The following is a 12,895-nucleotide window of genomic DNA, read 5'->3' on the forward strand; positions in this document are numbered from 1 at the left end:
CCCAGGCCTCGTTCAGCCCTTGGCGGGGGAGTTCTTCGCCGAGGCCGGGATCTGCTGGTCCTTGCGAATGGCGTCCCACAGCTGCGTCGCCTGCGGCTCGGCCACGATCACGCGGTTGGGGTCCACCTTGTCGTACGCGACCGGCAGCATGATCGTCTCCATCGTCTCCGGGTTCACGCCCTTCATGCTCTGCGCGAAGTCGGCGAGCGCCGTGAGCGAGCCGAGGCCGGAGTCGGTGGTCAGCGACTTGGTGCCGGCGTCCGCGAGCTTGTAGAGCCGCGCCGGGTTGCCGAGGGCGTCCTGCTTCTTGATCTCGGACAGCATCGCCAGCATGAACTGCTGCTGGAGGCCTATGCGTCCGAGGTCGCTGCCGTCGCCGTAGCCGTAGCGGGTACGGACGAACTTCAGCGAGTCGGTGCCGTCCAGCCGGTGCGTGCCCGCGTCGAGCTTGAGGCCGCCCTTGGCGCCGCTCATCGGCTTGTCCAGCGTGACGGTTACCCCGCCCAGCGCGTCGACCAGGCCCTTGAAGCCGGCGAAGTCGACCTCGACGAAGTGGTCCACGCGGACACCGGACAGCTGCTCCACGGTGTTGACCACACAGGCCGGGCCGGCGAGCGAGTAGACGGAGTTGAACATGACCCGCTTGGCGGACGGCAGCGTCTTGCCGTTCCCGTCCTTGCACTCGGGCCGGGTGATCAGGGTGTCGCGGGGGATGCTCACCGCGGTGGCCTTGGCCCGGCCCTCGGGTATGTGCACCAGCATCGCGGTGTCCGAGCGGGCACCGCTGACATCGCCGTGGTCGAGATCGGCATTGGCCCCGGCGCGCGAGTCGGAGCCGAGCACCAGGATGTTCTGGGCGTTCGCGACGACCTTCGCGGGCCGGTTGTCACCGATCGCCTGGTCCAGGTCGACGCTGTCGATGTTGGAGTTGAGGTGGCTGTACGTCCACCAGCCCGCCCCGGCCGTGCCCAGGATCAGCACGGCGACCAGCAGCAGGGTGATCCGCAGAATGCGGCGGCGGCGCCTGGGCCGCGCGTGCTTTTCCGTCATGGGGGTGAATCTTAGACAGGTATTCGAACGGCGATGGCCCGCCCCCCGGAAGGGGCGGGCCGAGCCGTCGAACAGCCTTCGGAGACCCGGACTAGGCCGGGATGCTCGCGAGGCCGGGGGCGAGGAACTTCTTGCCGTTGACGCGCTCCGAGACGCCTTCACGGTCCAGGTACGGCGTCACGCCGCCCAGGTGGAAGGGCCAGCCGGCGCCCGTGATCAGGCAGAGGTCGATGTCCTGGGCCTCGGCCACGACACCCTCCTCCAGCATCAGGCCGATCTCCTGCGCCACCGCGTCCAGGACGCGGTCGCGGACCTGCTCCTCGGTCAGGACGACATCGCCCTGGACCAGGAGCGCGGCGACCTCGGGGTCCAGCTCCGGCTTGAAGTTGTTCTCGGCGGAGTAGACGTAGAAGCCGCGCTTGCCGGCCTTGACGACCGCGGCAAGGTTCGGGGAGACGGTGAAGCGCTCCGGGAAGGCGCGGTTCAGGGTCTCGGAGACGTGCAGACCGATCGCCGGGCCCACGAGCTCCAGGAGCACCAGCGGGGACATCGGCAGGCCGAGCGGCTCGATGGCCTTCTCCGCCGTGACGACCGGGGTGCCCTCGTCGATGACGTTCTGGATCTCGCCCATGAAGCGGGTCAGGATGCGGTTCACGACGAACGCCGGGGCGTCCTTGGTGAGGACCGCGGTCTTCTTCAGCTTCTTGGCGACACCGAAGGCCGTGGCCAGCGAGGCGTCGTCGGTCTGCTCACCGCGGACGATCTCCAGCAGCGGGAGGATCGCGACCGGGTTGAAGAAGTGGAAGCCGACCACGCGCTCCGGGTGCTGGAGCTTGGAGGCCATCTCCGACACCGACAGCGAGGAGGTGTTGGTGGCGAGGATCGCGTGCGCCGGGGCGACCGCCTCGACCTCCGCGAACACCTTCTGCTTGACGGACATCTCCTCGAACACGGCCTCGATGATGAAGTCCGCGTCCGCGAAGCCCTCGGCCTTGTCCAGGACGCCGGTCACCAGGGCGGTCAGGCGGTTGGCCTTGTCCTGGTTGATGCGGCCCTTGCCGAGCAGCTTCTGGATCTCGGCGTGGACGTAGCCCACACCCTTGTCCACGCGCTCCTGGTCGATGTCGGTGAGGACCACCGGCACCTCCAGGCGGCGCAGGAAGAGCAGCGCCAGCTGCGAGGCCATCAGGCCCGCGCCGACGACGCCGACCTTGGTGACCGGACGGGCCAGGGACTTGTCCGGGGCACCGGCCGGGCGCTTGGCGCGCTTCTGCACCAGGTTGAAGGCGTAGATGCCCGAGCGCAGCTCGCCGCCCATGATGAGGTCGGCCAGCGCCGTGTCCTCGGCGTCGAAGCCGGCCTGGAGGTCGCCCGACTTGGCCGCGGCGATGATGTCCAGCGCGCGGTAGGCGGCGGGAGCGGCGCCGTGCACCTTGGAGTCCGCGATGGAGCGGCCCTTGGCGACGGCCGCGTCCCAGGCCTCGCCGCGGTCGATCTCGTCGCGGACGACCTCGGTGGTGCCGTTCAGGACGTTCGCGGTCCACAGGAGCGACTGCTCCAGGAAGTCCGCGCCCTCGAACAGCGCGTCGGCGATGCCCAGGTCGAAGACCTGCTTGCCGCGCAGCTGCTTGTTCTGGTTGAGCGAGTTCTCGATGATCACCGAGACCGCGCGCTCGGCGCCGATCAGGTTCGGCAGGATGGCGCAGCCGCCCCAGCCGGGAACCAGGCCGAGGAAGACCTCGGGCAGCGAGAAAGCCGGGATGGCCTTCGAGACGGTGCGGTAGGAGCAGTGCAGACCGACCTCGACGCCGCCGCCCATGGCCGCGCCGTTGTAGTACGCGAAGGTCGGGACCGCCAGCGCCGAGAGGCGCTTGAAGACGTCGTGGCCGCCCTTGCCGATGGCGAGCGCCTCGTCGTGCTTCTTCAGCAGCTCGACACCCTTGAGGTCGGCGCCGACCGCGAAGATGAACGGCTTGCCGGTGATGCCCGCGCCGACGATGGAGCCCGCGAGGGCCTCCTGCTCGACCTGGTCGATCGCCGCGTTCAGGTTGGCGAGCGACTGCGGGCCGAAGGTGGTCGGCTTGGTGTGGTCGAAGCCGTTGTCCAGCGTGATGAGCGCGAAGCGCCCGGCGCCGAACGGCAGGTCCAGGTGGCGGACGTGCGCGGACGTGACGACCTCGTCCGGGAACAGCTCGGCCGCGCCCTTCAGGAGCTCAGCGGTGGTGCTCACTTGGAGTCTCCCTCGGCGTTGAAGTTCGGGTTCTCCCAGATGACCGTGGCGCCCATGCCGAAGCCGACGCACATGGTGGTCAGGCCGTAGCGGACGTGCGGCTGCTCCTCGAACTGACGGGCCAGCTGCGTCATCAGGCGCACGCCCGAGGAGGCGAGCGGGTGACCGAAGGCGATGGCGCCGCCGTACTGGTTCACGCGGGCGTCGTCGTCGGCGATGCCGTAGTGCTCCAGGAACGCGAGGACCTGGACCGCGAAGGCCTCGTTGACCTCGAAGAGACCGATGTCCTCGATGGTCAGGCCGGCCTGGGCCAGGGCCTTCTCGGTGGCCGGGATCGGGCCGTAGCCCATGACCTCGGGCTCGACACCCGCGAAGGAGTACGAGACCAGGCGCATCTTGACCGGGAGGTTGTTCTCCCGGGCGAAGTCCTCCGACGCGATGATCGCGGCGGTGGCACCGTCGTTGAGACCGGCGGCGTTGCCCGCGGTGACCCGGCCGTGCGTACGGAACGGGGTCTTCAGGCCGGCCAGGTTCTCCAGCGTGGTGCCCGGGCGCATCGGCTCGTCGGTGGTGACCAGGCCCCAGCCCGTCTCACCGGCCGCCTCGTTGGTGTTGCGCACCGAGATCGGGACCAGGTCCTGCTGGATCTTGCCGTCGGCGTACGCCTTGGCGGCCTTCTCCTGCGAGCGCACGGCGTACTCGTCGGCGCGGAGCTTGGTGATCGTCGGGTACCGGTCGTGCAGGTTCTCGGCGGTCATGCCCATGAAGAGGGCCGACTCGTCGACCAGCTTCTCGGAGACGAAGCGCGGGTTCGGGTCCACGCCCTCGCCCATGGGGTGGCGGCCCATGTGCTCGACACCGCCGGCGAGGGCGACGTCGTAGGCACCGAAGGCCACACCGCCCGCGACGGCGGTCACGGCGGTCAGCGCGCCGGCGCACATGCGGTCGATGGAGTAGCCCGGGACGGACTGCGGAAGGCCCGCGAGAATGCCGGCGGTACGGCCCAGCGTCAGGCCCTGGTCACCGATCTGCGTGGTCGCGGCGATGGCGACCTCGTCGATCTTCTTGGGGTCCAGGTCCGGGTTGCGGCGCAGCAGCTCCCGGATCGCCTTCACGACGAGGTCGTCGGCGCGGGTCTCGTGGTAGATGCCCTTCGGGCCCGCCTTGCCGAACGGGGTGCGGACGCCGTCGACGAAGACGACGTCCCTGACGGTACGAGGCACGTTGGCTCTCCTCCAGGTGCGGGTGTGCACTGCTGCGCGCGGGGGCGTTCGGCGTACGTCGCTGAGCGCCCGCTCACCCGACCATGCTACTTGCGGGTAACCAATGTGCACACCCCCTCCCGGAGGAGCGGCGAAGGTCACACTCGGGCCGCGGCGCCGCGGCCCTTCGCCCCGACCGATCGGACCCGTCCGGCCAACCCGTTCAGGTCACGTACACCCGGCCCCCGGCCGTGATCGTGGCGCCGTCCCCGGGCAGTCCCGATCCTGACCGGGCCGGAGCGTCCCCTCCGGCCCGGTCGACGGAGGATGCGAGCAATGGCCACCACCCCACCCATCAAGCACCAGGTCGAGCACGTCTCTGCGGTGCCCGCCAACGCGGGACAGACCGTCCATCTGTACGTGCGGGAGTACGACGGCACCCCACCCGGCTCCAACGCGCAGCGCAAGGCCGTCCTGATGCTGCACGGCCGGAGCGTTCCCTCGGTCGTGGCCTTCGACCTCCAGCACGACAACGGCAAGTACAGCTGGGCGCAGCACCTGGCCAAGGCCGGATTCGACGTGTTCCTCATGGAGCTCACGGGCTCCGGCCTGTCGCCGCGTCCGGAGATGGACAAGCCCTGCAACGCCAACCCCCAGCACCAGGAGATCCTGAACCCGAACCCGCTGACGTACACCTGCACCCCGCCCTACCCGCACGAGCTCGGCAACTCCGCGAGCGAGTGGGGCGAGGTCGACGCGGTCGTCGAGTACATCAAGGCCACGAAGGGCGTCACCAAGGTCGCCCTCGTCGGGCAGTCCGCCGCCGCCTTCGTCTTCGGGCCGTACGCGATCCAGAACCCGGGGAAGGTCGAGAGCCTGCTCCTCCTGGCGCCGGTCTACCCGCCCGCCGGCCGCGCCAGCGCACCGCCGAAGAGCTTCGGCGCACCGGTGGCGTCGTTCCCCGTGTCCACCCCGGCCTCCCTGTTCGGCTTCCCGATGAACCTGTCCAGCAGGACGGGCCTGGAAAGCGCCTGGGACAAGGAGGTGCGGTCCCCGAAGCAGCGGGCGGCGGGCATGGTCGACGCGGTGTGGAAGGAGCTCATGGCCGTCGACCCCCTCGGCAAGGCCTGGGGCGGCCCGACGGCCGGAGCACCCGAGGGCGTGCTGCGGTTCCGCAACTCCTACTGGTGGGGCTGGAACCAGGACACCGTCCCGATCGGCGGCGTGCTCGGCGACAAGGTTCCCGTGATGATCGTCTACGGCGAGCACGACGCGACGGCGAACTCGCCGACCTTCTCGGTCCCCGCCTTCTACGACGCGGTCCCCGGGGTCCGCAAACTGATGTTCCGGGTGTCCTGCGCCGGCCACTCCATGGTCTGGGAGCGCCAGTCCAAGGTCCTGCACCGGCTGTCCAGGCAGTGGCTGAAGCACGGGAAGGTCGACGACCTGGAGAAGGGCAGCTACTACGTGGACGAGGACGGCGCCTACACGGACACCCTCTAGCCACGCCCTCCCAGGAGGCCCCGCTCGCAGGCGGGCGGGGGCCTTCCGGCGGCCGCGGAACCGCTTCGTTCCGGTCCGCGGCGACACGCGTGCTCGTTCAGGCCTCGCGCATACGGCGGAAGACGACGTAGCCGACGGCTCCCGCCGCGGCCAGGACCCCGGCCGCGCCCAGCAGCCAGGGAGCCGCCTGCCGGACCGCGCTCGCCCGGGGCGCGACCTCCGGGTCCCGGCAGTGGTCCCCGACGGCTGGGGTCACCCGGTAGCGGGCCCATTCCCTGGCGGGCTTGCCCTTCTCGTTCCAGTGCACGACGTAGAGGCCGGGCTCCGCGGCGCACCGGATGCGGACCGTGGCGGAGACCAGCTTGTCGCCGCGCATCACGAACGGCCGCGTGAACCCGGGGGACGTCAGCTTCACCATGCCGTCGTGGCCCATCGCCAGGCCGTCACCGGCCTCCAGCTCCCCGCCGGGCTCCACGGAGCGCACGTCCCAGGGCCCCGACGGCCACCCCGAGCCCTCGGGGTACCGCTCCTCCATGGACTCCGGCGGCCGCGCGGCCACCTGCCGCGCGCACTCCGCCCGCTCCGCCGCATCGGCCGGCGCCACCCGCACGATGCCCCACAGGCGGTCGATCCCACTGATGTTCACGTCCACCGCCGAGCCGAACCGCACTTCGTAGGAGCCCGGTCCGGCGGTGCAGGAAACCGTCGCCACCGCCTTGAGGAGGCTGTCGTCCATCCGGAACGTGCCGTCGGCGGCGAACGCCGGGGAGGTTATCCGGACACCGCTGAACGCATCCCCGGACCGCATCGCCTCGGTCGTCACACCGACCCGCTCCCCAGGCCTGACCGACAGCTCCGCACCGCTCGGCACCTGCCGGGGCGGATCCGGGGCCGGCGCGGCCGACGCGCTCCCCGCTCCCGCTGCCAAGAGCAGCGTCGACGCCGCCACGGCACCGTTGCGAAAGGCTTGTAAATGCACAGCGCCCCGTCTCTCTTCCGTCGACCGTCTCCGCCCCCCGCGTCGCCGCGGAGACCGGGTACTCGACGGCTGAGCGTACGGCCCGGTGCGCGGCCGCGGCGGTCGATCAACAGCCGGAGCCCCCGGCACCGGGCCGGGGGCTCCTGCGGGTGGGACCGGATCGCGGTCCGCCGGTTCAGGCGGTCGCGGCCAGGGCCGTGACCAGCGCCGGGGTCACCAGTTCGATCTGCCAGGGCCGGGCACCGTAGCCCGCCAGGGCCTCCGCCACCGTGTCCGCGTGCGGCCGCTGCGGCGGCTCCCAGCACAGCCGGCGCACCGTGTCCGGGGTGATCAGGTTCTCCTGGGGCAGGTTCAGTGCCTCCGCCAGCGCCGAGACGGCGGTGCGGGCCGCCGAGAGCCGGGCCGCTGCCGCCGGATCCTTGTCCACCCAGGAGCGCGGCGGCGGGGGACCGGCCGGGGTGGCCCCGGGCTGCGGCAGCTCGTTCTCGGGCAGGGCCTTCGCCCGGTCCACGGCGGCCATCCACTGGTCCAGCTGGCGGCGGCCCATCCGCTGCCCGTAGCCGGGCAGGGCGGACAGGGTGTGCACGTTGGCCGGCAGGGCGAGAGCGGCCTCGACGATCGCGGCGTCGCCCAGCACCTTGCCCGGCGACACGTCACGCCGCTGCGCGATCCGGTCCCGGGACTCCCACAGCTCCCGTACGACCGCCATCTGCCGGCGCCGGCGCACCTTGTGCATGCCGGACGTACGGCGCCACGGGTCCTTGCGCGGCGGGGCGGGCGGGGCGGAGGCGATGGCGTCGAATTCCTGGTGGGCCCATTCGAGCTTGCCCTGCCGGTCCAGTTCCTTCTCCAGCGCGTCCCGCAGGTCCACCAGCAGCTCCACGTCCAGGGCGGCGTAGCGCAGCCACGGCTCGGGGAGCGGGCGGGTGGACCAGTCGACGGCGGAGTGGCCCTTCTCCAGCGCGTAGCCGAGCACGCTCTCGACCATCGCGCCGAGTCCGACCCGGGGGAAGCCGGCGAGGCGGCCGGCGAGCTCGGTGTCGAACAGGGAGGTGGGCACCATGCCTATTTCGCGCAGGCACGGCAGGTCCTGGGTGGCGGCGTGCAGGATCCATTCGGTGCCGGACAGGGCTTCGCCCAGTGTGGACAGGTCGGGGCAGCCCACCGGGTCGATCAGCGCGGACCCCGCACCCTCACGGCGCAGCTGCACCAGGTAGGCGCGCTGGCCGTAGCGGTATCCGGAGGCCCGTTCGGCGTCGACGGCCACGGGGCCGGTGCCCGCGGCGAAGGCCGCGACCACTTCGGCGAGGGCGTCCGCGTCGGCGATCACCGGAGGAATCCCCTCACGGGGCTCCAGCAAGGGAGTCGGCAGCCCACCGGGCGGAACAACGACGTCGTCCGAGGGGCCGCCCCCGGTGGTGGTGCGCAGGTCTGCTGCGGGATCTTGGGCGTCGGTCACCGGTCAAGGGTATCCGTGTATACGACGCGCCCGTCGCCGGAACGTTCCGTCGACGGGCGCGAGCGGTATGCGGGGAGTTTTCCCGGGGTATTCCGGGGGTCTCCCGCCAGGTTTCCCGGCGCAGGCTTCCGAGGCGGATATCCGGGGGCTCCGGCCCGCGGTCAGTGGATGATCCCGGTACGCAGCGCCACGGCGACCATTCCGGCGCGGTCACCGGTGCCCAGCTTGCGGGCGATCCGGGCGAGGTGGGACTTGACGGTCAGGGCGGACAGGCCCATCGAGACGCCGATGGCCTTGTTGGACTGGCCCTCCGCGACGAGGCGCAGGACCTCGACCTCGCGGCCGGAGAGCTCTCGGTAGCCGCCCGGGTGGCTCGGGGCACCCGGGGGGCGGCGGTGCATACGGGCGGCGGCAGCGCCGATGGGAGCGGCGCCGGGCCGGGTGGGGAGCCCGATGTTGGTCCGCGTACCGGTGACGACGTAGCCCTTGACGCCGCCCGCGAGGGCGTTGCGCACGGCGCCGATGTCGTCGGCGGCGGACAGGGCCAGGCCGTTGGGCCAGCCGGCGGCCCGGGTCTCGGAGAGCAGGGTGAGACCGGAACCGTCGGGCAGGTGTACGTCGGCCACGCAGATGTCGCGCGGGCTGCCGACGCGGGGGCGGGCCTCCGCGATGGACGACGCCTCGATCACGTCACGTACTCCGAGGGCCCACAGATGGCGGGTCACGGTGGAGCGGACGCGCGGGTCGGCCACGACGACCATGGCCGTCGGCTTGTTCGGGCGGTAGGCGACCAGGCTTGCGGGCTGCTCGAGAAGAACGGACACCTAGGCCTCCTGGGGGAGTGGCGGGACGGCCGGCTCGGGGAAGGAAGCCGGTGCGAACCGTGCGGATGGTCACCCACTCCTTCGGCACGTCACCCGCCCGGCTTTAGGGAATGATCACGATTTGGTGAGTAACAATTCGGGCAATTCGGACGCACGATCGATCATCGGTTGATCAGAAGCCCACAAGGGACGCCGCGTTTCGACCGTCCGCCCAGTTCTTCGATCAGCCGTTCTGTGTCGCGCGCCGATTCCGGCGGCCGTCCGGCCCTGTGGCTACGGGTGGTGCGGACCGCGACGCTGTGGCAGGGAGACCACACCCGTCGCCGTGTCCGTCGGACCCACCGGCGGCAGCCCCGCGATCTGGCACAGCAGTTCGCACCACGCCGACAGGTGCGCCGAGGTGTCCGGTACCCCGCCCACGCCCTCGCGCGGCGTCCACGAGGCTCTGATCTCGATCTGCGTGGCCGGCCGCCGCTCCGCGAGCCCGCCGAAGTAGTGCGAGCCCGCCATGGTCACGGTGCCGCTCGCCTCCCCGTACGCCAGCCCGCGCGCCTCCAGCGCCCCCGTCAGCCAGGACCAGCACACCTCGGGCAGCAGCGGGTCCGCGGCCATCTCCGGCTCCAGCTCCGCGCGCACCAGCGTCACCAGCCGGAAGGTCCCCTGCCAGGCGTCGTGCCCGGCCGGATCGTGGAGCAGGATCAGCCGGCCGTCGGCCAGGTCGTCCTCGCCGTCCACGACCGCGGCCTCCAGTGCGTAGGCGTGCGGCGCCAGTCTCTGGGGCGGTTTCGTGGGGTCGATCTCGATCCCCGGACGCAGCCGGGCCTTCTTCAAGCCGTCGACCGCCCGCCGGAACGGGAGCGGGACGGAGCTCTCCTTCGCGCTGTCCATACCCTCGGCGCCATCTGAAAATCGTCCCTGAGCCGCAGCCATGCGGGGAAGACTAGGCGGAACGAGCGCCCGTACGGCGCAGGGACACCCTCGCCGGGTCGGACACTTCTTCATACGTGCGAAGATTTGGGTCGTGAGCGCCAACACCCGCCCCACGGGCCAGCCGAGTCAGACGTACGATTCCGCCTTCCTGAAGGCGTGCCGGCGGGAGCCGGTGCCGCACACCCCGGTGTGGTTCATGCGGCAGGCGGGGCGCTCACTGCCGGAGTACCGCAAGCTGCGCGAGGGCACGCAGATGCTGGAGTCCTGCATGCGGCCCGACCTGGTCACCGAGATCACGCTGCAGCCGGTGCGCCGCCACAAGGTGGACGCGGCGATCTTCTTCTCCGACATCGTGGTCCCGCTGAAGGCCATCGGCGTCGACCTGGACATCAAGCCGGGCATCGGCCCGGTCGTCGCCCAGCCGATCCGCCGCCGCGAGGACCTCGCACAGCTGCGCGACCTCACCCCGGAGGACGTCTCGTACGTCACCGAGGCGATCGGCATGCTCACGGGTGAACTGGGCTCCACGCCGTTGATCGGATTCGCGGGCGCGCCTTTCACCCTCGCGAGCTACCTGGTCGAGGGCGGTCCTTCCAAGAACCACGAGCACACCAAGGCCCTCATGTACGGGGACCCGCAGCTGTGGGCCGACCTCCTGGACCGCCTCGCGGAGATCACCTCCGCCTTCCTGAAGGTCCAGATCGAGGCCGGCGCCTCCGCCGTCCAGCTCTTCGACTCCTGGGTCGGCGCCCTAGCCCCGGCGGACTACCGCCGCTCGGTGATGCCCGCGTCCGCGAAGGTCCTGGAGTCCGTCGCCTCCTACGGAGTCCCGCGGATCCACTTCGGCGTGGGCACGGGTGAGCTCCTCGGCCTGATGGGCGAGGCCGGCGCCGACGTCATGGGCGTCGACTACCGGGTCCCGCTGGACGAGGCCGTCCGCCGCGTCGGCCCCGCCAAGGCGCTCCAGGGCAACCTGGACCCGGCCGTGCTCTTCTCCACCACGGAGGCGGTCGAGGCCAAGACGGACGAGGTCCTCGCGGCCGCCGCCGGCCTGGAGGGCCACGTCTTCAACCTGGGCCACGGCGTCCTCCCGACGACCGACCCGGACGCGCTGACCCGCCTGGTGGACTACGTCCACACCCAGACGGCCCGCTGATCCGGACCCGCCCGAGAAGATCGAGAACGTCGGTACCGTGCCCTGCAAGACATGGCACGGACCGACGTTTCGCATATCCGACCGCGGGCCGCGCACCGGGTCCGGTAGGAGCTCCTAGACCCCCGCCGAGCGGACCGCCGAGACCGCCTTGCGGGCCGCCACCAGGATCGGGTCCCAGACCGGGGAGAAGGGCGGGGCGTAGCCCAGGTCCAGGGACACCATCCGGTCCACCGTCATGCCCGCCGTGAGGGCGACCGCCGCGATGTCCACCCGCTTCGCCGCGCCCGCGCCGCCGACGATCTGGACCCCGAGGAGGCGGCCCGTACGGCGTTCCGCCAGCATCTTCACCGTCATCTCCGCCGCGCCCGGGTAGTAGCCCGCCGTATTGGTGGAGGTGATGGTGGCCGTCACGAACCGCAGGCCCGCCTCCAGCGCGTCCCGCTCGCGCAGCCCCGTACGGGCGATCTCCAGGTCGCAGACCTTGCTGACCGCCGTCCCGACCACCCCGGGAAAGGTCGCGTAGCCGCCGCCCACGCCCGAGCCGATGACCTGGCCGTGCTTGTTGGCGTGCGTGCCCAGCGGGATGTGCCGCGTGAGGCCCGCGACCAGGTCCAGGACCTCCACGCAGTCGCCGCCCGACCAGATGTTCTCGTGCCCCCGGACCCGCATCGAGAGGTCGGTGAGGATGCCGCCCGAAGGGCCGAGCGGGAGGCCGGCCGCGCGGGCCAGCGCGGTGCGGGGCTCCACGCCGATGCCGAGCACGACCACGTCCGCCTCGTACTCCTCGCCCGCCGACGTGGCCACCGCCCGGGCCCGGCCCTCCTCGTCGGTGAGGATCTTCGTCACCTCGGCGCGGGAGACCGTGCGGATCCCCATCCGGTTCATCGCGCTGTGCACCAGGCCGCCCATGTCCGGGTCCAGCGTGGCCATCGGCTGCTCGCCCCGGTGCAGGACGGTGACCTCGTACCCCCGCGCCACCAGGGCCTCCGCCATCTCCACACCGATGTAGCCGGCGCCGACCACGACGGCCCGGCGGCCCTCGGTGCGCCGCAGGGTGTCCATCAGGCGCTGGCCGTCGTCCAGGCTCTGGATGCCGTGGACCCCGTGCGCACCGATGCCGGGGAGCCGGGGACGGACGGGGCGGGCGCCCGTCGCGAGGACCAGCTTGTCGTAGTCCGTCCAGGATTCCGATCCACTGTCCAGATCGCGGGCGCGGACCCGGGACCCGGCGAGGTCGAGCTCCACGACCTCCGTGCGCGTGCGCAGATCGATGTCCCGGGCCCGGTGCTGCTCGGGAGTACGGGCGATCAGGTCGTCGCGCTCGGCGACCTGACCGCCGACCCAGTACGGGATCCCGCACGCCGAGTAGGAGGTGAAGTGCCCGCGCTCGAAGGCCACGATCTCCAGTTCCGCCGAGCCCTTCAGCCTGCGGGCCTGGGGGGGGGGGGGGGGGGGGGGGGGGGGGGGGGGGGGGGGGGGCGAGGGGGAGGGGGGGGGGGGGGGGGAGGCGCATGCGAGGTCCGTCTTCCTCCCCCCAACAGGCGGCGCGACGGCGATAAGAG

At 71.6% G+C, this 12,895-nt stretch carries 9 protein-coding genes and 1 pseudogene; 2 read left to right on the forward strand and 8 right to left on the reverse strand.

What is annotated here, in order from left to right; translation table 11 throughout:
* Positions 1-12: 12 nt before the first annotated feature.
* The 3 genes from ACZ4YL_RS12780 to ACZ4YL_RS12790 all read right to left on the reverse strand — a co-directional run bounded on the left by ACZ4YL_RS12780 (position 13) and on the right by ACZ4YL_RS12790 (position 4,503).
* Entirely contained in the window at positions 13-1,050 is a 1,038-nt protein-coding gene (locus ACZ4YL_RS12780; RefSeq protein WP_468116095.1) for an LCP family protein, read from the reverse strand.
* A gap of 91 nt (positions 1,051-1,141) precedes the next feature.
* The gene (locus tag ACZ4YL_RS12785; RefSeq protein ID WP_468116097.1) at positions 1,142-3,280 is read right to left on the reverse strand and encodes a 3-hydroxyacyl-CoA dehydrogenase NAD-binding domain-containing protein; all 2,139 of its coding nucleotides are present in this window, start codon (positions 3,278-3,280) and stop codon (positions 1,142-1,144) included.
* The gene (locus tag ACZ4YL_RS12790; RefSeq protein ID WP_202199161.1) at positions 3,277-4,503 is read right to left on the reverse strand and encodes a thiolase family protein; all 1,227 of its coding nucleotides are present in this window, start codon (positions 4,501-4,503) and stop codon (positions 3,277-3,279) included. Before ACZ4YL_RS12790 ends, ACZ4YL_RS12785 begins: the two co-directional genes overlap by 4 nt.
* Positions 4,504-4,818: 315 nt before the next feature.
* On the opposite strand from ACZ4YL_RS12790, the gene ACZ4YL_RS12795 reads away from it, so the two are divergent.
* Positions 4,819-5,985 (forward strand): alpha/beta fold hydrolase, encoded by a 1,167-nt coding sequence (locus ACZ4YL_RS12795; RefSeq protein WP_468116099.1) that lies wholly within the window; start codon positions 4,819-4,821, stop codon positions 5,983-5,985.
* A gap of 97 nt (positions 5,986-6,082) precedes the next feature.
* On the opposite strand, the gene ACZ4YL_RS12800 is transcribed toward ACZ4YL_RS12795, so the two are convergent.
* From ACZ4YL_RS12800 to ACZ4YL_RS12815, 4 genes are all read right to left on the reverse strand, one after another.
* A complete protein-coding gene (locus ACZ4YL_RS12800; protein ID WP_468116101.1) occupies positions 6,083-6,808 on the reverse strand; it encodes a hypothetical protein in 726 nt (241 codons plus the stop codon).
* Between the two features lie 331 nt (positions 6,809-7,139).
* A complete protein-coding gene (locus ACZ4YL_RS12805; RefSeq protein WP_468116103.1) occupies positions 7,140-8,423 on the reverse strand; it encodes an HRDC domain-containing protein in 1,284 nt (427 codons plus the stop codon).
* Between the two features lie 161 nt (positions 8,424-8,584).
* A complete protein-coding gene (locus ACZ4YL_RS12810; RefSeq protein WP_007267191.1) occupies positions 8,585-9,247 on the reverse strand; it encodes a helix-turn-helix transcriptional regulator in 663 nt (220 codons plus the stop codon).
* 273 nt (positions 9,248-9,520) lie between these two features.
* Positions 9,521-10,177, reverse strand: a complete 657-nt coding sequence (locus ACZ4YL_RS12815; RefSeq protein WP_052876936.1) for a DUF3000 domain-containing protein — start codon at positions 10,175-10,177, stop codon at positions 9,521-9,523.
* Positions 10,178-10,268: 91 nt separating this feature from the next.
* Between ACZ4YL_RS12815 and hemE the strand changes: the two genes are divergently transcribed.
* Positions 10,269-11,333 carry a uroporphyrinogen decarboxylase gene (gene hemE, locus ACZ4YL_RS12820; RefSeq protein WP_468116106.1) on the forward strand — a complete coding sequence of 355 codons (1,065 nt, stop codon included), beginning with the start codon at positions 10,269-10,271 and terminating at the stop codon, positions 11,331-11,333.
* Between the two features lie 114 nt (positions 11,334-11,447).
* On the opposite strand, the pseudogene ACZ4YL_RS12825 reads toward hemE, so the two are convergent.
* Positions 11,448-12,770, reverse strand: a pseudogene (locus tag ACZ4YL_RS12825) (FAD-dependent oxidoreductase); the annotation flags it as partial.
* Between the last annotated feature and the right edge of the window lie 125 nt (positions 12,771-12,895).

The organism is Streptomyces sp. NPDC030021, from assembly GCF_055574035.1.

Excerpts from the sequence above, each read along its gene's own strand:
- ACZ4YL_RS12780 (WP_468116095.1), bottom strand. The coding sequence starts at position 1,050 with ATGACGGAAAAGCACGCGCGGCCCAGGCGCCGCCGCCGCATTCTGCGG.
- ACZ4YL_RS12795 (WP_468116099.1), top strand. The coding sequence starts at position 4,819 with ATGGCCACCACCCCACCCATCAAGCACCAGGTCGAGCACGTCTCTGCG.
- ACZ4YL_RS12815 (WP_052876936.1), bottom strand. The coding sequence starts at position 10,177 with ATGGCTGCGGCTCAGGGACGATTTTCAGATGGCGCCGAGGGTATGGAC.